Origin of the sequence: Shewanella surugensis, from assembly GCF_023284005.1 — a bacterium.
Lineage (GTDB): Bacteria > Pseudomonadota > Gammaproteobacteria > Enterobacterales > Shewanellaceae > Shewanella > Shewanella surugensis.
In genome coordinates this window covers 1-22,978 of sequence record NZ_JAKIKS010000057.1, presented here as the reverse complement: position 1 = coordinate 22,978, position 22,978 = coordinate 1, and the positions used below count along the sequence as shown (strand labels likewise).

Here is a 22,978-nt window from a genome sequence, read left to right as displayed (position 1 = left end):
CCAAAATAGATCACATTACGCAATTAACAAATACGCGTTTGCACCCAATTAAGCACATGACTAAAAGGATATTTTTCTAATAATGCAAAAGAAGTCGTCGATCTTAACTTATGCTGAGTAAAAATCGGGGTCGTTAACCCACATAAATAACGGCTTAATAAAATGGGCGTACTCTGCAACCCCAATCGCTCTCTGGCATCACTCGTTAATGCGACAACATCATAGCTTTCAAGTGGGGGTTGAGCGGGTAAAGGAGGCAAAACAGCCACCTCACCGAAGCACACTGAACAATGTTGACATGCCTGTTTTAAATAAGGGTCGGAAAAATACTCTGCCAGCTGTAAATTAAGGCACTTATCACTGCAAAATAGAGACACCAGTTCATGAATACGCGCGACTTCAGTTTGTTCTTTTAGGCGAAATTTTTCAAACAAGCGGCTGTGTAAAATCTCGGCCTCCATATTGGCCGTATTCACCTGATAAACTTGGGTCATCTGCTTTGTTTGCAGCTCTATCATGCCTTTTTGATCCATGTAATCGAGCGCAGTGAGCACCCGAGAACGTTCGCAAGGATAAACCTTGTGTAGCGCATCCAGATCTAACGTATACCAAATCTTCGCTTTCGCTGAAGTGTCAAAAATCGCATTAACAAAGGCTAATCGTTCATCGATAAAAACCGTCTCCAATTGCGCATTGCTCGCTAATACTTTATATTTATACTCAGCAAAATAACTGTATAAAGGTGAAATAACCCCTTCTATTTCAAGATAAACTAATAGAGTTTTCAAACTCAACGGCCTAATATTCACGCGGGTAGATAAGCGATTTAACATCAATTCCCACTTCCCATCCGCTGCACTTTCTTGTCGCATTTCACTCAACAGCGCTAAAACAGCACTGTCCTCTGGCGTATCAGCATAAACAAAGTTTTCCAATGTGGTTAAGTTCTCCCCACTGGCTAATACTAAACAGTCCGCTGGTTGACCATCACGCCCTGCTCGACCAATTTCTTGAGCATAATTTTCTATCGATTTAGGCAAGTCATAATGCACCACAAATCGGATATCACTTTTATCCACCCCCATGCCAAAGGCAATCGTCGCCACAATAATTTGGCTTTTTCCCTGCATAAAATCGATTTGGATCTGCTCTCGCCTATCGGCTTCTATCCCAGCATGATACGCCACAGCAGGAATGGAATATTGAGTGAGCTGTCGAGCAATTTGCTCGGCGCTTTGCTGCAACGTCACATAAATAATGCCTGATTGAGCACTCCGCTCTGATAGCCACTCACGTAAATACGGCATCTTATTTGTGGAGGTTAATCCCTTAACGGCTAAGTTCAAATTCGCACGATAAGATCCCGTTAAACAAATATGCTCTTTGGTAATACCAAATTTTTGTCCCATATCATCAACGACTTTTGCCGTTGCCGTCGCCGTAAGTAACAAAGCTTGTGGAATAGCCAGCATCTGTTGATATTGCGGTAATTTCAAATAATCGGGTCTAAAATTATGTCCCCATTCAGAAATACAATGAGCTTCATCAACCACTAACAGTGAAATAGCCACCTGACTAATGAACTGCCGAAAACGCTCATTATTGAGTCGCTCGACTGAAATCATTAATATTTTAATTTTTTGCTCTCGCACTGCATTCATGATCTCAGCGACTTGCTCACGGGTTTGCGTCGAGTCAATACTCGCGGCAGGGATCCCTTTGCCATTTAAAAAGGACAATTGATCTTGCATCAGTGCTAGCAAAGGCGAGACCACCAAGGTTAAATGCGGCAAACACATTGCGGATAATTGATAACACAAAGATTTACCGGATCCCGTTGGGAAGATTGCCGCGCTGCTATGTCCATTCACCACCGCTTGAATAACCGCTCGCTGTCCATCACGAAAATCATTAAAACCAAAATATGTGGCTAAGGCTTGCTCGATATTAATCGGGTTATTCATTATGAGTCCTAGAGGTCAATCAAAAGAATGTAACGTCGTATTAAAAAAGGATATCACTTATTAGCAGCAAACAACCTAGACCTGTCGAATTGAAGCGCTCAAATCACCATAGACGCTTCTGTATGGGTAAAAATGCGCGCGAGTTAACACTTTGCTTCTTTTGCATGAATATTTGCCGATCTTTTAATGCGCCAATTGGAGCACTATGCTATTATTTACTTGGTTCATTGGTCTTACCAATTTTATATTTACGCTGTATTGGTACAAACATTGATGCAGTGCAATCAAGATTAAGGGTAGGGTCTTTATTTAGTCGCACAGGGTTATATTTTGATTTGCCCGTGGCATTTGTCAGCGTGAGTCAGTGGAGAATATTTTTCTGTCGCGACGCCGGTAAAGTCACTGGTAAGAGGAGAACATCATGGCTCAACATCAATCTGCAACAAACATCGCTTTTCAATCTGATGCATGGAATGACTTTACGTCTGGACCATGGCAATCAAGTGTCGATGTACGCGACTTTATTCAATCCAATTACACGCCTTATGAAGGTGATGATACCTTTCTTGCATCCGCAACCTTAGCCACTCAAACACTCTGGGATAAGGTGATGATTGGCATTAAACAGGAGAATCAAACTCACGCTCCTGTGGATTTTGATACCGATAAAGTGGCAACCATCACCTCACATGCGCCAGGTTATATCAATGCAAACTTGGAAACCATTGTAGGATTACAAACAGACAGCCCTTTAAAGCGCGCGATCTTACCCAATGGCGGGATCCGCATGGTAGAAAGTGCCTTTACCGCTTACGGTAAAACCCTCGATCCTAGTCTTAAATATCAATATTCACAGCTGCGTAAAACCCATAACCAAGGAGTCTTCGATGTGTATACGCCAGAAATTCTAGGCTGTCGAAAATCAGGGATCTTAACCGGTCTACCGGATGCTTATGGGCGAGGCCGTATTATCGGTGACTATCGACGCATTGCGCTTTACGGTATCAATACCTTAATACAAGACAAACAAGCGCAATTTGCTAGCTTGCAAGACGCACTGGAAACCGGTAAAAACCTATCCGACACGATTCAATTACGTGAAGAGATTGCTGAACAACATCACGCCCTAAACCAAATGAAACAAATGGCGGCCAGTTATGGGTTTGATATCGGCCACCCCGCCACCACAGCCCAAGAAGCGATTCAATGGACCTATTTTGGCTACCTTGCCGCCGTTAAAAGCCAAAATGGCGCGGCGATGTCTTTAGGGCGTACCGCCAGTTTTATTGATGTTTATATTGAACGTGATTTTAAACGCGGGCTGATCAATGAAGTTGATGCCCAAGAAATGATCGATCATATGGTCATGAAACTGCGTATGGTCCGTTTTTTACGCACCCCGGAATATGACGAACTCTTCTCTGGCGATCCCATTTGGGCCACAGAATCCATTGGCGGTATGGGACTCGACGGTCGCACCTTAGTCACCAAAACCAGTTTTCGCTTCTTACATACCTTATACAATATGGGGCCGAGCCCAGAGCCTAACATCACCGTACTTTGGTCTGAAAAATTGCCTGCGCCCTTTAAAGCCTATTGCGCCAAAGTCTCCATTGATACCAGCGCCATTCAGTACGAAAATGATGACTTGATGCGTGATGATTTTCAATCTGATGATTATGCCATTGCTTGCTGCGTCAGCCCAATGATTTTGGGCAAACACATGCAGTTTTTTGGGGCGCGAGCCAACTTAGCCAAAACTTTACTCTATGCCATTAATGGCGGTATTGATGAGAAATCACATCTTCAAGTCGGCCCAAAATCTGAGCCCATTGGCAGTGAAACATTAGACTTTCATGAGGTCATGGCACGCCTTGACAGCATGATGGACTGGCTGGCCACTCAATATGTCACGGCACTGAATAGCATTCATTATATGCATGATAAATATGCATATGAAGCCGCACTAATGGCATTGCACGACAGAGATGTTCGCCGTACCATGGCATGTGGCATTGCGGGTTTATCCATTACTGCCGATGCATTATCAGCCATCAAGTACGCCAAAGTCAGGCCTATTCGAGACGAAAAAGGCATTGCCATCGATTTTGACATAGAGGGCGACTTCCCTAAATTTGGTAATAACAATGCTAAAGTGGATGATATTGCTTGCGATCTCGTGCGTCGATTCATGGATAAAATTCGTCATAAACCCATGTACCGCAACGCCATCCCAACCCAGTCTATTTTAACCATTACCTCTAATGTTGTGTACGGTAAAAAAACCGGCAATACTCCCGATGGGCGAAAAGCAGGCGCACCGTTTGCGCCTGGTGCTAATCCCATGCATGGACGTGATGAACACGGCGCACTGGCCTCACTCACCTCAGTGGCCAAACTACCTTTTGCTCACGCCCAAGACGGTATTTCTTATACTTTCTCTATTGTGCCTAATGCATTAGGTAAAGATGAATCAAACCGTCAAGCCAATCTCGCCGCATTACTTGATGGCTATTTTAGCTATGATGAGGCGCGTGAAGGAGGACAACATTTAAATGTGAATGTGATGGATCGAGCAATGCTAGAAGATGCGATTGAACATCCGGATAAATACCCACAGCTCACCATAAGAGTCTCAGGTTATGCCGTACGTTTTAATGCTCTAACCCCTGAGCAACAACAAGATGTCATTACACGCACATTTACTAAGTGCATGTAATTAACGTTATTTTCCATCACGTAAGATTAAGCTCGATTGAGTGAGACAACAATAAGAGTCTGCTCAATCACGCTGGGAGGACATCATTTTTAGCCTATCGTTTTTAACATATAAGTCATTTCTAACATAAACATAAATATGAGTCTATATGACTAAAGAAACAGGCAATCAACCGTAGGAACACGGATAATAGCAGATCAAGGGAACTGATCTTTAAAAGAATAAGCAGGAACAAGAATAAAAGCACCGATACCAAGCTACACTTTTATTCGCTAGATATTCGTTATTATCACCATTAACCCTTGTCATTGAGTAGGAAGTGTATGTCAGTTCATGGCCGGATCCATTCGGTAGAGTCATTTGGTACCGTCGACGGTCCTGGGATCCGATTTGTGGTCTTTATGCAAGGCTGTTTAATGCGTTGCCAATATTGTCATAATCGAGATACTTGGGATCTACACGCAGGAACAGAAATCCATGTTGATGAACTCATGGAACAAATCGAAAGCTATCGCCCTTTCTTCGATGCCAGTCACGGTGGGGTTACCGTCAGTGGTGGCGAAGCCATATTGCAAGCCCCATTTGTGGCCGCCTTATTTGAAAAGTGTCAGGCAAAAGGCATCCACACTTGCCTCGATACCAACGGTTTTGTGCGTCACTATACACCGGCCATCCATCAGCTATTAGCCCATACCGATCTAGTGATGCTTGACATCAAGCATATGTTTGATGACAAGCACATCGAATTAACCCAAGTGAGTAACCAACACACATTAGAGTTTGCCCAATATCTGCATCAAATTCAACAAAAAACCTGGATACGGTATGTCATTGTTGAAGGCTTTAGCTATGATCCCATCGCTGCAAAAGCATTAGCCGATTTTATTGCGCCAATGGATTACATTGAAAAGGTTGAGTTACTCCCTTACCACCCATTAGGGAAGTACAAATGGTCAGCCATGGGGCAAGCCTATCAATTAGACGGTGTTTCCGCGCCAAGCCAAGCTGTCATGGCACAGATCAAAGCGGTGTTTACTCAACAAGGGATCCATGCCGTTTAGCCTAAACCCAACGGCAAAAAAGTAAAGTGACTGAATGAGATAATAATGAAAAATTACAACTCTTCCCAATAGCTGGCATCAAGCCGCTCAAAGGCCGCCTTAAGGATAACCGCCATATCCCAATAACAGGCTTTGGCCCCTAATGGGCGACACTGAACACCCATATCGGAAAGTTTAGTCGACAATTTATTCGCCCATTCAAGCAAAGAGAGGGGCAGAGGATGGCTTGAACGCCAACCTAACCAAAACAAACCTTGAAGAGGTAAGCCAATAAAAAATAGCGCTATTGTTATCGCTTGGGGAAGGAATTCCAAACCGTGAATATAAAGCTGACTCATCGCGGCCAACACTGCCAACACTGGCATTAACGGCATGACAATGGTCATCGCTCGGATCACACGATACTCAGGAAAATAAAAACTTAACTGTCTGACCATAGGCCAAGTCTTCATATAACGTCGACCGTCACTTAGGGTCTTAAACACTTTAATACTCAAAAAGGCACCTAAAATACCAACTAGACTGTCTTTAATTTTAGCACAGGCTAATAATGACCCCCAAGCAGAATCATCGCTAGCGTCATTTTCACTCTGTTGTTTTTCGCGACTTCGTCCCTGAATAGAAAGAAGTCATTATACTATGTGAACCCGAGTTCACGATTATTGCGTAAGGTTTAACCATGTCACACAAACTCGTATTGGTGCTTAACTGCGGTAGCTCCTCTCTTAAATTTGCAATTATTGATGCCATTAGTGGCGATGACAAAATTTCAGGTCTCGCTGAATGTTTTGGCTTAGAAGACGCAAGGATCAAATGGAAAATAGAGGGTGTTAAACAAGAAGCGAGCTTAGGTGCCATGAGTGCCCACAAAAAAGCCATTGAATATATTGTTAATAATATCCTAAGTGGACAACCTCAACTTGCCAGTCAGATCCAAGCAATAGGCCACAGAGTTGTACACGGCGGGGAAAAGTTCACCCAATCTGTGGTGATCGATGACAGTGTCATTCAAGGTATTGAGGACTGTGCAAGCCTAGCGCCATTGCATAACCCCGCCCATTTGATTGGCATTCATGCTGCACAAGCATCTTTCCCTGACTTGCCTCAAGTCGCTGTATTTGATACTGCTTTTCATCAAACCATGCCAGAAAAAGCCTACATTTACGCCCTACCCTATAAGTTATATCGTGACAATGGCATTCGCCGCTATGGTATGCACGGTACCAGCCACCTGTTTGTCAGCCAAGAAGCAGCTAAAGTCCTCAATAAATCAATAGATGACACTAACATCATCTGTGCTCACCTTGGTAATGGTGCCTCAGTCACCGCCATTAAAGGTGGCAAAAGTGTCGATACGTCAATGGGATTAACCCCACTGGAAGGACTTGTCATGGGCACCCGCTGTGGCGATATGGATCCGTCGATTACCTTCCACCTTGTTAATCGTTTAGGGTATACCTTAGATGAGGTCAATCAGTTATTAAACAATCAAAGTGGTCTGTTAGGCATTTCAGAACTCACCAATGATTGTCGCGGTATAGAAGAAGCGTATGAAGCGGGCCATAAAGGGGCAACCTTAGCCCTTGAGATTTTCTGTTACCGCTTAGCAAAATATATCGCGTCTTACACGGTACCGTTAACTCGCCTCGATGCCGTGGTTTTTACCGGGGGAATTGGTGAAAATTCTGATATTATCCGCGAAAAAGTCCTTAACGCACTGGCTATTTTTAACTTCGAAGTGGACAGTCAGCGCAATAAAACCGCCCGTTTTGGACAGCAAGGCGTGATCACAACAGACAATAGCCCAGTGGCAATGGTGATCCCAACGAATGAAGAGTGGGTCATCGCCCAAGATGCCATCGCGCTGACTTAAGTCGCAAAAAATCTATTATCGATTGAACACTGCCCTCGTGACGCTTTGGCTTTCACTCGGGTATATATTTTTAACTACACTATTGACTAATGCTTGTGACTAACACTTATTACTAGTGACTCGCTAGCAGTCAGTACAGCTCAATCATTTGAGTTACAAAGAGGTTTATATGTCTCGCAATATCATGCTAATCCCTGTCGGTACCAGCGTGGGTCTCACATCCATTAGCTTGGGATTAGTACGCGCATTGGCGCATCAGGGCATTAAAGTGCGTTTTTTCAAACCCATCGCCCAGCAACGCTCAGGTGATAATGCCCCTGAACGGTCGACCACTATTTTAAGCCAGTCGCCCACCATTAATCCTCTTGAGCCTTTCACTATGGCGCACGCGGAGCATTTGATCCGTTTAGATCAAACCGATGTGCTCATGGAGCAAATTATTGCCCGCGCTGCTCAGGCAACAGATAGCACTGAGACCATGGTCGTTGAAGGATTAGTGCAAACCCGTAACCATCCTTTTTCAAGTGATGTGAACTACGCCATTGCAAAATCACTCGATGCCGACATTATTTTTGTGGCCACGCCAGGGAATGAAACCCCCATTGAACTGACCAACCGCCTTGAAATTGCGCATAATGCCTGGGGCGGCAATAATAATAAACGCTTAATCGGCGCCATTATTAATAAAATTAACGCCCCTGTTGATGATGAAGGTCATACGCGCCCCGATCTATCTGAAGTCTTTGATCATCAAAACTCAACAGACACCCCCCCGCAAAGCCAGTTTATTTTACCGCATAAAAGCGCTGTGCGCATTCTGGGTACAGTCCCATATAGTCTCGATTTAGTCGCGCCTAGAGCGTCCGATTTAGCCCTGCATTTAAATGCCAAAATCATTAATACCGGTGAAATGGACACACGCCGACTGCGTAAAGTCACCTTCTGCGCCCGTAGTTTACCCAATATGGTCACTCATATTCAAACCGATTCATTACTCGTGACCTCTGGCGATCGCTCAGATGTCATTGTATCAGCCTGTTTAGCCGCCATGAATGGCATCAAAATTGGTGCACTATTACTCACCGGGAGTTACCAGCCTGAGCCTGAGATCATGCAACTATGCCAGCAAGCCGTCGATACTGGCTTACCGATATTTTTAATTGACACTAACACATGGCAGACTGCGTTAAATATCCAACGTTTCGATCATGAAGTGCCTGTTGATGACGCCGTGCGTATTGAACAAGTACAAGAATTCATCGCCAGCCATATCAGCCATGAGTGGGTAGAAAGCGTCACTAAAAATTCTCCTCGTGAACATAGACTGTCGCCACCTGCCTTCCGTTACAAACTCACTGAGCTTGCGCGCGCCGCCAAGAAAACCGTCGTTTTACCTGAAGGTAATGATCCTCGGACCATCAAAGCCGCCGCCATTTGCGCAGAACGGGGGATCGCGCGTTGTATATTATTAGGTCAAAAAGGCGATATTCTTCGTATTGCCAGTCAACAAGGTGTGACATTAGGAGAAGGTGTAGAGATTATTGAGCCTGAAGCCGTACGCAGTCAATATGTCGAACCCATGCTAGCACTGCGCCGCCATAAAGGCTTAACCGAAGTGGTCGCAAAAGAGCAATTGGAAGATAATATGGTCTTAGGCACCATGATGCTGGCACAAAATAAAGTCGATGGCATCGTCTCTGGCGCGGTGAATACCACCGCCCACACCATACGTCCACCATTGCAACTGATTAAAACGGCTCCTGGTTCCAGTCTCGTGTCTTCTATCTTCTTTATGTTGATGCCCGATCAAGTACTGGTTTACGGTGATTGCGCCATTAACCCCGATCCCACTGCCGAACAGCTCGCTGACATTGCCATTCAATCGGCAGATTCAGCCAAAGCTTTCGGCATTGAGCCAAAAGTGGCCATGATAAGTTATTCTACTGGTCGCTCTGGTACGGGTGATGATGTGGATAAAGTGCGCGAAGCCACTCGCATTGCAAAACTAAAACGCCCAGAGTTGATCATTGATGGTCCACTGCAATACGACGCAGCAGTGATGCCCAATGTGGCACGTTCAAAAGCACCCGATAGTCCTGTCGCAGGTAAAGCCACGGTGTTTGTGTTCCCTGATTTAAATACCGGTAACACCACTTATAAAGCCGTACAAAGAAGTGCAGAACTCATCAGTATTGGCCCCATGCTTCAAGGAATGAGAAAACCCGTCAACGATTTATCGCGAGGTGCATTAGTCGATGATATCGTTTACACCATCGCCTTAACCGCCATTCAAGCATCACAGAATGCGTAAGAGATAAGCGCTCAACAAACCACACCCATTCAACCTCTGTGATGACATTACAGAGGTTTCTTTATGTATTTTGGAGATGCGATACCTTGTGGATAAAGGCTCTAACGGGCAATAAAGTAAACAAAAATGTAGGATTCATTTGAAAAACAAGAAGGCGTTAAAAAATGACCAGTTAATATTAATCCTTTAATTTTAGCCAGTTACACTAGATAAAAAAAGTCTTCAACACACTTGTCCACAGATTTTGTGGATAACCTTTATTTATCGTTCATATAGATATGCCTCAATAGACACTCGTTGTCAAGAAAAGCTAATCGTTTTTTATTATGAACCTCACTGTATCGATAGATATTATGTGCAGCATACAAAATATAAAATACTAAAAATCAATAGCTTCTTGATAATTATTGTCATAAAAAGCATACTTCCTCATTACTATCACGTCTATCGAGAACGTTATGCGGAACCCTTTTATAGCGTTAACTATGTTGTTTTTATTAACCGCCTGTGACATTAAAAATGACCCTGTATTATCCGCTTTTTCTTTTCTCTCATCACCACAATCAAAAGCTGAAGATATCAGTCGGGCCTTTTTCGAGGCCATTTATATTAACCAGGATCTTAAACAAGCTAAGCAATATGTCGCTCCTCCCCTGCGCTCACTACTAACGCATTATGCGATCCCATCGAGTGTACAAAGACACCTGTTTAATTTATCTCTGACCGATGTCAGCTTAGAAGTGACCGATCCCGATCTCACGTTATTTACCCAGTTTGAACAAAACATTATCGTCACCATCAAACTCTTTGGTTTAAAAAACAACCAAACGTGGATTGATGATCGTAGCGTAAGATTACAATACAGCGACAGTCGATGGCTCATCATTGAAATATTACCGGAAAAAAAACGCAATAATCACGGTTAAGCCAATATATCTTTGACCCTTACTTTCAATCTCGGTAACACCTCCCTTTCAAACCAAGGATGGCGTTTAAACCAAATGTTATTTCTTGGGCTGGGATGGGGTAACACCAGCATATTAAGCAAATGTGGCTCCCAATGAGCGGCCATGTGGGTTAGATTGCCCTCTGCATCAGGTAAATGATAAGCCATTGCGTACCGACCCATCACTAAAGTCAGTTCAATATGCTGTAAAGCATCCAGTAGGTTTTTTCACCATTGAACCGCGCACTCAGATCGAGGGGGTAAATAACCCGACTTCCCCTTACCGGGATAACAAAATCCCATGGGTAATATCGCAAATTTCTTTTCATCATAAAACGTTGCTTTAGTCACCCCTAACCATGATCGCAACCTATCACCACTGGCATCATGAAAGGGGATCCCCGTATCGTGGACTTTCTTACCCGGTGCTTGCCCCGCATGAGAATACGTGACTCCGGATCCATTTGGATAACAGGCCTGGGCCCTAAAGGTAAATGTTCAGCACACAAAGTACAGGCTCTTACGTGCTGTGTTAATGTCAAGATAGAAGTCATCGTCATCAGTATAGAAGAGGCTTAGCGGAGAAAACGTAAAAAAGAAACATTGAAAATATCAAACTCCCTCCAATCAATGACTACGGAGAAGCAACGGTAATAAAAAGATCATTTCGCCAATATCACTACTCTTATGTTTAGGGAAGATATGATAAGTTTCCAATACATTAAAAGCCACATTATCGATTAAATCAACAGTACCATACAAGGCTACGATCACCACGAAAATAAACGATACACCTTACCTTTAGGTTTTAACAGGTAAACGTGTGTCGCTTATTGCTGAGATCTAGGTAAGTCAGCCGGATGAATAATCACCACATCACCTATATTTAAAAGAATTCGAGAAGAGGGACTTTACGTCTTGATTTGACAATGGATAACTTAACTCGCTCTGGATTAATTCTCGACAGACAAAGCTATTAGCAATGACTGGCACTCATGAGCAGTCAATGTAGGCCTATTGCTTTTATTAATGGGGTTAACGCATCGGTTTCTGTGCTTCTTTACCTCCAGGTCGATAATGATCCATAACACGATCTAATGAATCATTTGTTATTTCTGGATTAGTCTTTTGTAAGCATGTAAGCAGCACTTTTTTATTAGTATGAACGCTTTCTGATGACTGAGGGCGTGCGCCACCAGGTGTTGGATTGACATTGTTTAAAACATGCAATGAATTCATCCGACGTCACACCTAAATCTCTGCTACAGGTCGGTTAGGATCATTCTTCATAACAACGGGGTTGGCCATTGTACTACTTATAAAAAAACTACCTATCAGTAAACAACTCAATCGATAATACATCTTATCCTCACTTATTGAACATTCATTACAGAAAAGTACAGACATAAAATACATCACACCAGTAACAGGCCTTATATCAAAATGTAACAGAGAAGATGAAAACAATAAAGTCAATAAGTTAACTCTGAGTCCATTAAAAACCGCTCACTTTATGGCTAATAAATGTGACTCCGACCCATACCACCTCAATCCAGATAACGGATATCGAACGACACCTTAGATCAAGAGCCCATCATAAATGTGAACATAATCTCTCTCTTTTTCTTACGGGCCAACAATGTCTGCATCGTAATAGACCGAATCAGGCACACCGGCCAATAATGGCTTCAACCTTGTCATCATTTTGCTAAACGCCACTGAATTTTTATAACGATTAAACGTGTCAATACTTTCCCATTCTTCATATAAAATAAAATCATTACATTCCGATACGTCCTGATATAACGTATAGGTGATACAACCCTCTAACGTCTTATTTCGTTGTACTTCAGCGTTAAAGTAACTCAGTAGTTCTTCCTGATTAGCTTCATCCACCTTCAGCCTTATTCTTATGACAATCATGCGCCCATCCTTGATATGATATAGTAAAGTTAACTTACTAATAAATAGTAACCCAACCTTACTATATTATCAAGAGATAAGCATGAGCCCACTTTCAAAAAATCTAATTGAAATGAGAGAAAATAACATTGGTCGACTCTTTCAGCAGGCCACTCGAGCGTACAGTGAACGCGCTTTAACGTTACTCCATGAAAGAGGCTTCTCGGACATCACTCTTTTTCATACTGTCCTTATTTCAAACCTAGACACATCAGGAAGCCAAATCACCACAATTGCTGACAAAGCGGGCATCACCAAACAAGCCATGGGGCAACTGGTTAACGAACTCGAAAGTAAGGGGTATGTAAAAAAAACAAAAAATCAACATGATAAAAGAGCCTATTTAATCCAATTTACTGAACATGGAAAAGATGCCTTACGTGCCGCCTATGAAGTAAAAATCATTATTGATAACGAGTATCAAGCCCGACTTGGCGTCGATAATCTCAAGACTCTACGGACGCTTTTACAGACGTTAATCGATAATCCAGCCTAAACACCCGTTTTTAACCCACTCCGATTGAGTTTATCCACCCGTTCTACAGTGGAAAAAAACGTTTTATGTAATTTTGCATGTTAATAGAGTTTTTAACGAAGTCATCTTGACAACGTTTTATTGATGCTAAGGTTACATCTTCAAATTTCACACCTAATTGTTTCAATTTTTGGGCATGAGTTGTTTCAAAGTCCCATTTTCTAGCGGCAAGATCGGTATTTTTTCGAATAAGACCTAATAACATACGTTGTTTACGAGAAAGTTCATTTACATCTAGATCGTCATAGTTGCTATAGTAAGTGATCGACTCTGGTTTTAACACATGCTCAAACCACAGATCAGTGACTTGCCTGTATGTTGGTGCTGCATTGCTGTCAGAAACGATATTGACACAACTATTTTCAGGAAGGTATTCCATCGCAGAAAAAAACTGCTCTTCAAAACTATCACAGTGCAGTAATTGTACTTTGGCTTCAGAGGCGACATAATGCCAATGCCTGATATAATGGTCATGAAACAGCTTCTCCATTAACATCCATTGCTGATATAGACCGTAGCGCTTTCCATTATAAAAACCTGTTTTACTATGTCCAATCACAATTGAGGGGCGCATAATGTAGTATGCAATGCCACTGTTATGCACCAATTCTTCGGCGTGCCGTTTACTAAAGGTATAGTGAGTTGGATCGTTAAATGGGGGAACATGAATTTTTTCAGGGATCATTTCTTCTCTATACCCAGAAGAAAAAGCCGTCGATAGAAATATGAATTTTTGGGCACCCACTTTATATGCCAATGAAATCATGTTTTCTGTATATTGAATATTACCGATATTTAGTTGATTTTTATCAAAATAATCGACACATCCCGCCGCGTGAATAATCGTATCGAATTCCCCCATAGTGGTATAGAAATCATCAGGGATATATTCGCCCGGTGAATCACAAGTAAAAACGCTTACCCGATTTAAATCGGGCTGTTTTTGTCCCAAGGAGGAATGATGTAAATAATTCATGGCTACATTTGTAACGGCCTCTTTGCTATTACCAGTCCGTAACAGTAAGCTGATTTCACATGAGTAATCAACCAATAATCTTGCTAAAATAATATTACCCAAAAAACCAGATGCGCCAGTTAATAGTACCCGTTTAAACATATTTAATGTCTCAGTTTATTAACCTATATCCATCAAAATAGTATCGAGTATGAGTTATATCAAATATTTTATAACCCTTTTTATTTTCATTACTTCCAAAAAGACCACTACTCACTATTTTCAGATGATAGCGCCTTTTTTTACTCATAAATTGACAAATTAGAATATATACTCTATTCGTTAAAGGTTAAGAGTGTGTAAAAGTGAGCTATACGCATGTTAACCACTAAAGATACAAATCAAATAACAAGAATCCCCCAAAGGGGTTATTAACAAATGACCGATATTGTCGAGAAATCGGATTTTTATATTCTGTCTGTATTTCTGGAGAACTGTTTGCCACTCAAGCTTATTCACTAATGTCATTAATCCCTAAAGATAAAACATTAATAAAAAAATTATTAGCTGAAGCACAGGAAGAGCTCTCTCATGCTTGTATGTTAGAGAAGTTAGCCAATAAGTTGGACGTACCATTTGCTAATAAAATATTGGAGCCTGAATGGTATACTGTGTTAAATTACTTTAAGGAAAAAGTAAAGGATAATTATTTTATAAATTGTTTTATTATTCAAGAAGTGATGATGGAAAGTTTAGCTATCGTAATATATGAAGTACTCTCTGGAGACGGAACAATAACAGATGCTGAAACAGCAAAATTGGGAAAACATATACTCAAGGATGAAATCAGCCATGTTGACTATGGTGTCGATTTTCTAAAACAAGAAATAGCAATAAAGATTCCGCTAATAGTCAGCGCTGCTGAGTACTTATACCATCCTATTAAGTCGGTGATGAATTCAGAGCCAATCAAGATTTTGAAAATAAAGAAGAAAGTCTTTTACAGATCTTCTGAGCAGCCATTTATAATCAATAGATTATCGACGCAATAAAACCGTCATGGTCGTTCACTCACATCCATAGCGATCACGACATTTGTCATCTGACCTATATGGATAGAGGAAATGTCCTATTGTTGTCTGGAACCACAAAGACCTAAACATCAGATGACGGGAATGTCATTCATATAGGAGTAATTAATGACCTTGCCTAACAGATTTTTAATTCCCTCCAAAAGATCACCTATCAAGGCGGAGAGGTATTAATTAAAGTGGCTGATTCTTAGATGAATAAAGCACTACAGTTTCTCTATTCTTTCATCGATACATTCATATGAACCCATCTCAAATTCTCGACAAACCCACGGTCGATTTTCATAAATTGAACACATTAATGTATCCCGGTTTAGCGCTGAGCACTGACCGTCATCTAAACGCAACATTGACTCGTTCCCATACTCATCAATATAAATATGCCGATTAGGAACACCAGTATCAGAAATAATCCTGACTTCTAAACTACAACAACATGCCTGACAGTTTGCACATGTGACTTGGGGAACGGGTAAATTTTTTACTTTAATGATCATAAACAACAACAATAAACGCAATAACCCATTAGGATACTCTATAATGATGGCGTTTTCGAGGTAATTGAAGCCTAACGCCACAGCTAGCCTATTTCAATCCCATAGACTAACAGGATTGCATTTGATTAAGCGCCATTCAGCGACTCCCTCAATCATTTAACCTATAACAGCTTATTCAACACTAACACTAGTAGAATAATATTCTTGGCTACTCAATGAGTTTTCATCCACGACAAAATCACCACTCATTCATTGTTGTAAAACATTATCAAGCGGATTGCCACAATGGATGATTGGGTTATACTGAGCAATAATCGTGGATGTCCAATTGATGCAGCTAATCAACGACATTAAGCATGCCCGAGTCATCGACGAGAATTCCCCGCTCCTTGCCGTCGTTTTCGCTCTAAATGCACACAATAAGCATCCAACTCTTGTAAGCTGCCAACAGGTCCTTTAAATAAATGCGTAAATTCGGTAGTCAGTTTAAGCCGATTTTCTTGAGGAATATTGAGCCTATCTAGAATGGGCATCGCCACATCACTGATTGAACCTCGTTTATCATTACGAATAATTCGACCCGTTTCATCCACTAACTGACAATAATCGTCTAAATGATACGCACTTCAACCCACGCTCGCCTATGTTCATACGACTGACCAGTATATTCATCTTCACCGCACAAATAAGCTCGCCTCACACACCGAGAAACACAATGATAAAAAGGGATGTCTTCCAAACTCACTATCGCTTTCCTTGCTGTCGGTATAAATCCATCGATACCTCATAAACTAACCAAAGCCTAGTTTGTGCTTATTCATTCGGCAAATAATTGTGGATGATGTGATGGACGCTCCCAAATACGGCGTCAATGCGCCAAACTGATTGTGAACAATACAGTTGAATTAGGAGCGTCCATCATGAAAGTTAGCACAAAATCTATCGATTGAGAAAATAATGTCTTCCAAGTATTGGGGATGAATGAGCAGGCTAAAAAGGTTTTCAACAAACGTTTAAATCGTTCTCAATTACGTGAGCTTATCGTCAATCAAGCCCCTTGCACTATTGTTATCGAGGCTTGTTATTCTTCTCATTATTGGGGCGTTTCTGTCGACAACTCGGTCACGAAGTGAAGCTTATTCCTGCGCAGCACGTTACTCCTTTTGTTCGAGGAAACAAAAATGACAGCAATGATGCATTAGCTATTTTTGAAGCCAGCTTTCGCCCCCATATTCACTTTGTGCCCATCAAGACTGAAGAGCAGTATGAAATACTGATGATGCACCGTATACGTGAGCGATTGATTAAACAACGTATTGCTTGTACCAATCAAATTAGAGGCTTGCTCGTCGATTTTGGTATTGTCTTTCCTCAAGCCAACACTTCTGAAATACCGTGTTATTGTTGTAGATAACACTAACATTATGAATAACATTAAGCTAATCAATACATTGATGTCAGTCCAGTTATATAATACATTTTAATTGACCACTACACTAAGGGCTAAACAGTGATGCTAGCTAAATCACTTAAAATTACACTAAAGGATGCTAATTGGGTTATATCAGAGGAAGAGATTGCTTATAGACAAGAAAATGACATCAAATAATCTGACAGTATATTTGTAATAAATGACACATTATCATTGCTCAAAGAATACAGCTCGCTATTATTGAATTTGTTAAGTTCTAAAATATTAAGATTATTTTTTATGATTGCACTAAACTTTAGTATTCATAGGATCATGATCCTTTAACACTCACATCTATCACTAGGAGTGGCTCAGGTGAAATCGATGTCACAAAATACAACCCATACCGTTTTTAATCAAGCGCCATCGTTAACCCCTTATAATGCTTTTCTTACCGATCCCTTACTACAACAACAATTAAACCACTACCAATCTGACTGGGGGTTCAAACAACTACAAGAGTATGGAAGCTTAGTCGGTGGACAGATGTTTGAGTGGGGCTTTGAAGCCAATCGATATATACCAGAACTTCGCAATTTTGATCGTTTTGGACATCGCATCGATGAAGTTTACTATCATCCAGCCTACCATCACATTATGGAACAAGCACTAAAATACCGCTTACATAATTTACCTTGGACAGAACCCCGAAAAGGGGCGCACAATATGCGAGCTGCATTATTTTATTTGCATGCTCAAGCTGAAGCTGGAACAGCCTGTCCTATTACCATGACCTTCGCCAGTGCCGCCGCCTTAGCCAATATTAAACTACCTGATCCACAATGGTACACAAAACTATTATCTAACCAATATGATCCTAGCACCTTACCACTAGCACAAAAAAAAGGGATTACTATTGGTATGGCGATGACAGAAAAGCAAGGGGGTAGCGATGTAAAATCAAACACTAGCATAGCCAAAAGACACTATACTAAAAACGCGAGCTACCATATTACCGGACATAAATGGTTTTGTTCAGCACCTATGTCTGATGCTTTTTTAGTCTTGGCGAATTTAGATCAAGGATTATCCTGCTTTTTGCTACCCAGGTGGTTAGATAACAAACAACGCAATAGTTTTCAAATCCAACGCCTCAAAGATAAATTAGGCAACCGCAGTAATGCTTCTTCAGAAGTTGAGTTTGATCATAGTCAGGCCTACTTATTATCTAAGCCTGGGCAAGGTATTAAAACCATAATGAAAATGGTTAGCCTAACTCGCTTTGATTGTATTTTGGGCTCGGCGGCACTGATGCGCCAAAGCCTTGTTCAAGCCTACCATCATTGTCAGCATAGAAGTATCAAACAGCGATACCTAATTGATCAGCCAATAATGCGTAATGTACTAGCGGATATGGCATTAGATAGCAACGCTGCTTTATTAGTAGGCATGCGATTGGCAAAGTGTTTAGACGATCCACAAGATAAAACTGAGCAACAACTATTTCATATAGGCTGTTGCCTAGGAAAATATTGGATCTGCAAACGAGCCTCCTTGCTAGTCACCGAGGCTGCCGAATGTTTAGGTGGTGGGGGATATATCGAAGAATCTATTTTACCACGCCTATATCGTGAAGCCCCGGTAAACTCATTGTGGGAAGGCAGCGCTAATGTACAGTGCTTAGATCTCTTACGAATATTATTAAAAGAGCCAGACGTGATCCAAGCGTTTCTTTGCTACCTGAATCAAAGTAAGGGGAAGTTAACGCTGTTTGATACTTATCTAAGCACAATAGAAAAACAAATTATTCAAATTCAATTGGATCCAGTTTCCTTATCATCATATTCACGTATTTTGGCCAATAAATTAGCATTAGCATGGCAAGCCGCACTCATGCTGATGCATCAACCCGAAGCGATTGCACGGCAATTTTGCCAAAATAGATTAACTGGAGAGTTTCAAGGCGTATATGGTGGTTTAACTGATAAAGTTGCGATTACTGATATTTTAAACGATATTTTACATTAATATCATCGGGAAGTAAGAACTTTTAAAGGATTGATTGCTCTATGTTGAATCTCAAAGAACCTGATTTTCCCTCATCTGAACAAGTTGTTGTTAACCAACGTCACTTGGCAGCTAAAACACTATTTGAATCGCTTATTAAACCTAGCGGTATTCGTGTTAATGGCAACCAACCTTATGATATTCAAGTTAAAAACCCCAAATTTTATCATCGAGTTATACATCAAGGAAATTTAGGTTTAGGCGAGGCTTATATGGAAGGCTGGTGGGAATGCGAACGTATTGATTTATTTATTGAAAAATTATTACAAGCTAAGCTAGAGCGGCATGTCAAAAATCGCCTTAGCTTACTATGGCCATTATTTATTACACGATATATCAACTTACAAACGGCCATACGAGCATTTGCAGTAGCAAAACAACATTATAATATCGGTAATGATTTATTTGAAAAAATGTTGGACGAGTCCATGGCTTATAGCTGTGCTTATTGGCAACAAGCCGAGACATTACAACAGGCACAAGATGCCAAAATGAATTTACTTTGTCGTAAATTAAAACTCGAACCAGGCATGAAATTATTAGATATAGGTTGTGGCTGGGGGGGATTAGCTGCCTATGCGGCAGAACATTTTTCCGTTTCAGTAACTGCCATCACTATATCAAATGCTCAGTTTGAATATGCAGTAGAAAAATATAAACATCTAGATATCTGTTTCAAGCTACAAGATTATCGAGATTTGAATGAACATTATGATCGCATTGTGTCAGTGGGAATGTTAGAGCACGTTGGCCATAAAAATTATCGACGGTTTATGAAAAAAGTTGATGATTGTTTAGCACCGCAAGGTTTAGCCGTGTTACATACTATTGTCGATAACACCAGCAATACTACCTGCAACCCCTGGATCAATAAATATATTTTTGTCAACGGGGTAGTCCCTTCAGTGGCGCAATTATCAAAAGCGGCAGAAGGACTATTCGTCATTGAAGACATACATAACTTTGGACCCGATTATGCGAAAACACTCATGGCTTGGCATGATAATTTTATAGCGAGTTATCCAACGTTAAACGCCACATACGATAAGCGCTTTTATCGTATGTGGCGTTACTATCTATTAAGTTGTGCAGGTGGTTTTAAAGCTCGTTACATGCAATTAATGCAATTAGTAATGAGTAAAAATAGAGCTGATTGTTATCAATCTGAACGTTAGCGTCTCATCATAAATTGTATTTCATTTTTTATGAAATAAAATTTTCTTGCTAGAGTCTCTACAATATCAGGTAACGTTTTATCGAAAAATGGATTTATTTTCTGAAAAAAATCAAACTTTACAACTGATCTTGCAATCTCGAACATACCAAGGTGGGAGCAACATAAACCATAAAAGTATTAAATGAAGAGACAGACGCGACGTGGCTCGAATATACATATTGTCTGCCCACAAGACGTTTAACAGTAAGAATTCAACAATGGCAGGCTTGGTTATTAGTTAGCTTAGTTATTAGTCGGTAGTGTTCGTAATTATGATAATTGAACACCAAAAAACAATCGCTACATCAGTGTAGAAGTTGAACGTCCAATTACCTTGTTGAACGAAGCCGCTACGCGGCAGAAGAGATAAAAATCACCTTTACCTTCCCATCATAAATACTTTCTAGAGGCGACCTATCTTGGTCGTATCTCAGGAGTATTGTCATGAGTCCATTCGAACAACAACGCTTTGATTCTCTTTATCAACAACATCTTACCAACTTAACACTGCAAGGCAAGCGACCTGCTACCATTGATGCTTATTCACGTACAATTAGGCGAATTGCGGCCTATTTCGACTGTTGTCCTGATAACCTTTCCATTGATGATTTAAAACGTTACTTTGCTGATTTAATTGAGTCTCACTCATGGAGTACAGTCAAGCTCGACCGGAACGGCTTGCAGTTTTTCTATCGTCACGTACTTAACCAGCAACGGGAGTGGCTCAACATCGTCAAGCCTCCGCAGGTCAAACGCCTGCCTGATATTCTCACACAAACTGAAGTGGCTATCGTCATTAGTCTCACTCGCCAATTACGTTATCAAGTCTGCTTTTTAACCCTTTATAGTATGGGGTTACGGCTGGGTGAGGCCGTAACATTGCGTGTCGGCGATATCGATTCACAGTTGATGCAAGTGCATATTCGTGATGCCAAAGGCGGTAAAGGTAGATTGATTCCTTTGCCTCAACGCACTTTGTTAGCATTGCGCTATTACTGGAAAACCCATCGACATCCTCACTTTCTGTTTCCCGGTAAAAATAATCAATCGGACTCTCTGATAGACAGAGGCGGTATTCAAAAAGCGATGAAACGGGTTATTGCCGAGTGTCATATTCATAAATCCATTAGCCCGCATAACTTACGTCATAGCTACGCTACTCACCTACTTGAGCAAGGACTTAATCAAGATTACGACCGTCAAATCACAGCATCGATGCACCAAGCTATCCATGCCATGCTCAGTTGCCGCAGCAACCCCCAAAGAGTGAGCCAATGGGCTTGCCAAGCAACAAGCTAAAGACTCCCTGCTGACTATTACATGGTCATTTTTACGTTGCCTTATGAGTTGCGAACAATGACTAAACGTCAACCTGAGCAAGTTTATCAAGCCATGTTCACCGTTACCGTCAGTGTGCAGAAAGACTTTGCCAAAAATGCAAAACAACTGGGCGGTGACATTGGTTTTACGGGCGTATTACATACTCATAATCGACGGCGTGATTACCATCCCCATATCCACTTTATCATCCCAGCAGGTAGCTTCAATAAAGTCAAAAAACAGTTGGGAAAGAGTAAAAGCAAGTACCTGTTTAACCCCTTTAACCTTGCGAATGTGTGGCGAACACGACTGTTGGAAAACCTAGCACAACAACAGGATATCAAGTTGCCTGGCTCACTCCCTACAAAGTGGGTGGTCGACTGCCTATATGTGGGTAAAGGTTTCCCAGCGCTTAAATACTTGTCACGTTATCTCTATCGTGGTGTGTTACCTGACAAAAATATTATCAGTGATATTGATGGCCAAGTCAGCTTTGACTATGTAGACAGTCAAACTCAAACCAATAAAGTACGCACGTTACCCGCTGTTGAGTTTCTCTGGTTAGTGTTACAGCACGTACTTCCGAAGGGGTTACGCCGAGTGCGAGATTATGGGTTACTGAGCGGAAATTGCAGCAAACTACGACAGCAAATACAACTCATGCTCGCGGTTGCAGGGGCCGTATTTCCAAGATTATCCGAGATAAAACGGACTTTATCGACACGCTGTTGTCCGTGTTGCCAACAAGCAATGCACTTTATGGGCATTCACCGACGTCAGTTGGGACACGGCCGACCGACAAGCTTCATGATCACAGCCTAGCGCTGAAACATATTTCTAGAAATAGAAGATAATGGTTCAACCAACGAAGAGGTGGTAACTGGTAACGGACTGACATAGAAACAATTATTTTATTAGCTACGAAGCTAAGGGATCATGACAACTATCAAAAACGGTCCCCTGAAACATCACCCTAAACAGAGCGAACTCTCGTTCTGCTATTTGCATAATAAAGAGTATGACTAAACTTTAGCCTCGGGCTTGTTCAAC

Annotated in this window: 15 protein-coding genes and 6 pseudogenes; 12 read left to right on the top strand and 9 right to left on the bottom strand. The window is 41.3% G+C overall.

Annotation, left to right across the window (positions count from 1 at the left end):
* Positions 1-23 precede the first annotated feature (23 nt).
* Positions 24-1,964, bottom strand: a complete 1,941-nt coding sequence (locus tag L2764_RS14745; protein ID WP_248941009.1) for a RecQ family ATP-dependent DNA helicase — start codon at positions 1,962-1,964, stop codon at positions 24-26.
* Positions 1,965-2,385: 421 nt separating this feature from the next.
* Here L2764_RS14745 and pflB point away from each other — a divergent pair, with 421 nt between their 5' ends.
* Together pflB and pflA are read left to right on the top strand one after the other, a co-directional pair.
* Positions 2,386-4,683, top strand: coding sequence for a formate C-acetyltransferase (gene pflB, locus L2764_RS14740; protein WP_248941008.1), 2,298 nt, complete (start codon positions 2,386-2,388; stop codon positions 4,681-4,683).
* A gap of 323 nt (positions 4,684-5,006) precedes the next feature.
* Positions 5,007-5,744: a pyruvate formate lyase 1-activating protein gene (pflA, locus tag L2764_RS14735; RefSeq protein WP_248941007.1), complete on the top strand. Its 738-nt coding sequence runs from the start codon at positions 5,007-5,009 to the stop codon at positions 5,742-5,744.
* A gap of 53 nt (positions 5,745-5,797) precedes the next feature.
* On the opposite strand, the gene yfbV is transcribed toward pflA, so the two are convergent.
* Positions 5,798-6,241: a terminus macrodomain insulation protein YfbV gene (gene yfbV / locus L2764_RS14730; protein ID WP_248941006.1), complete on the bottom strand. Its 444-nt coding sequence runs from the start codon at positions 6,239-6,241 to the stop codon at positions 5,798-5,800.
* Positions 6,242-6,423: 182 nt separating this feature from the next.
* Between yfbV and ackA the strand changes: the two genes are divergently transcribed.
* The 3 genes from ackA to L2764_RS14715 all read left to right on the top strand — a co-directional run bounded on the left by ackA (position 6,424) and on the right by L2764_RS14715 (position 10,854).
* The gene (ackA, locus tag L2764_RS14725; RefSeq protein ID WP_248941005.1) at positions 6,424-7,617 is read left to right on the top strand and encodes an acetate kinase; all 1,194 of its coding nucleotides are present in this window, start codon (positions 6,424-6,426) and stop codon (positions 7,615-7,617) included.
* 169 nt (positions 7,618-7,786) lie between these two features.
* A complete protein-coding gene (gene pta / locus L2764_RS14720) occupies positions 7,787-9,928 on the top strand; it encodes a phosphate acetyltransferase (protein ID WP_248941004.1) in 2,142 nt (713 codons plus the stop codon).
* Between the two features lie 458 nt (positions 9,929-10,386).
* Positions 10,387-10,854: a hypothetical protein gene (locus L2764_RS14715; RefSeq protein ID WP_248941003.1), complete on the top strand. Its 468-nt coding sequence runs from the start codon at positions 10,387-10,389 to the stop codon at positions 10,852-10,854.
* Here L2764_RS14715 and L2764_RS14710 read toward each other — a convergent pair.
* The 3 genes and pseudogenes from L2764_RS14710 to L2764_RS14700 all read right to left on the bottom strand — a co-directional run bounded on the left by L2764_RS14710 (position 10,851) and on the right by L2764_RS14700 (position 12,797).
* Positions 10,851-11,428, bottom strand: a pseudogene (locus L2764_RS14710) (uracil-DNA glycosylase family protein). The gene L2764_RS14715 and the pseudogene L2764_RS14710 sit on opposite strands and share 4 nt — an antisense overlap.
* A gap of 481 nt (positions 11,429-11,909) precedes the next feature.
* Entirely contained in the window at positions 11,910-12,113 is a 204-nt protein-coding gene (locus tag L2764_RS14705) for a hypothetical protein (protein ID WP_248941002.1), read from the bottom strand.
* A gap of 387 nt (positions 12,114-12,500) precedes the next feature.
* Positions 12,501-12,797 carry a putative quinol monooxygenase gene (locus tag L2764_RS14700; protein ID WP_248941001.1) on the bottom strand — a complete coding sequence of 99 codons (297 nt, stop codon included), beginning with the start codon at positions 12,795-12,797 and terminating at the stop codon, positions 12,501-12,503.
* An 82-nt stretch (positions 12,798-12,879) separates the two neighbouring features.
* Between L2764_RS14700 and L2764_RS14695 the strand changes: the two genes are divergently transcribed.
* A complete protein-coding gene (locus L2764_RS14695; RefSeq protein ID WP_248941000.1) occupies positions 12,880-13,332 on the top strand; it encodes a MarR family winged helix-turn-helix transcriptional regulator in 453 nt (150 codons plus the stop codon).
* A gap of 43 nt (positions 13,333-13,375) precedes the next feature.
* Here L2764_RS14695 and L2764_RS14690 read toward each other — a convergent pair whose 3' ends face one another.
* The gene (locus tag L2764_RS14690; protein WP_248940999.1) at positions 13,376-14,488 is read right to left on the bottom strand and encodes an SDR family oxidoreductase; all 1,113 of its coding nucleotides are present in this window, start codon (positions 14,486-14,488) and stop codon (positions 13,376-13,378) included.
* A gap of 296 nt (positions 14,489-14,784) precedes the next feature.
* Here L2764_RS14690 and L2764_RS14685 point away from each other — a divergent pair, with 296 nt between their 5' ends.
* Positions 14,785-15,378 carry a long-chain fatty aldehyde decarbonylase gene (locus L2764_RS14685; RefSeq protein ID WP_312018357.1) on the top strand — a complete coding sequence of 198 codons (594 nt, stop codon included), beginning with the start codon at positions 14,785-14,787 and terminating at the stop codon, positions 15,376-15,378.
* A gap of 245 nt (positions 15,379-15,623) precedes the next feature.
* On the opposite strand, the gene L2764_RS14680 is transcribed toward L2764_RS14685, so the two are convergent.
* The 3 genes and pseudogenes from L2764_RS14680 to L2764_RS28260 form a co-directional block, all read right to left on the bottom strand.
* The gene (locus tag L2764_RS14680; RefSeq protein ID WP_248941019.1) at positions 15,624-15,914 is read right to left on the bottom strand and encodes a YkgJ family cysteine cluster protein; all 291 of its coding nucleotides are present in this window, start codon (positions 15,912-15,914) and stop codon (positions 15,624-15,626) included.
* A gap of 365 nt (positions 15,915-16,279) precedes the next feature.
* A pseudogene (locus L2764_RS28265) lies at positions 16,280-16,522 on the bottom strand (transposase); the annotation flags it as partial.
* Positions 16,523-16,527: 5 nt separating this feature from the next.
* Positions 16,528-16,683: pseudogene (locus L2764_RS28260) on the bottom strand (transposase); the annotation flags it as partial.
* A gap of 208 nt (positions 16,684-16,891) precedes the next feature.
* Here L2764_RS28260 and L2764_RS14670 point away from each other — a divergent pair.
* From L2764_RS14670 to L2764_RS14650, 5 genes and pseudogenes are all read left to right on the top strand, one after another.
* A pseudogene (locus L2764_RS14670) lies at positions 16,892-17,289 on the top strand (IS110 family transposase); the annotation flags it as partial.
* A 420-nt stretch (positions 17,290-17,709) separates the two neighbouring features.
* Positions 17,710-19,353 (top strand): acyl-CoA dehydrogenase family protein, encoded by a 1,644-nt coding sequence (locus tag L2764_RS14665; protein WP_248940997.1) that lies wholly within the window; start codon positions 17,710-17,712, stop codon positions 19,351-19,353.
* Between the two features lie 41 nt (positions 19,354-19,394).
* Complete coding sequence (cfa, locus tag L2764_RS14660) at positions 19,395-20,567, top strand: cyclopropane fatty acyl phospholipid synthase (protein WP_248940996.1); 1,173 nt, start codon at positions 19,395-19,397, stop codon at positions 20,565-20,567.
* A 485-nt stretch (positions 20,568-21,052) separates the two neighbouring features.
* Positions 21,053-21,787 (top strand): annotated as a pseudogene (locus L2764_RS28530) (tyrosine-type recombinase/integrase); the annotation flags it as partial.
* 3 nt (positions 21,788-21,790) lie between these two features.
* Positions 21,791-22,750, top strand: a pseudogene (locus tag L2764_RS14650) (IS91 family transposase); the annotation flags it as partial.
* Positions 22,751-22,978 lie beyond the last annotated feature (228 nt).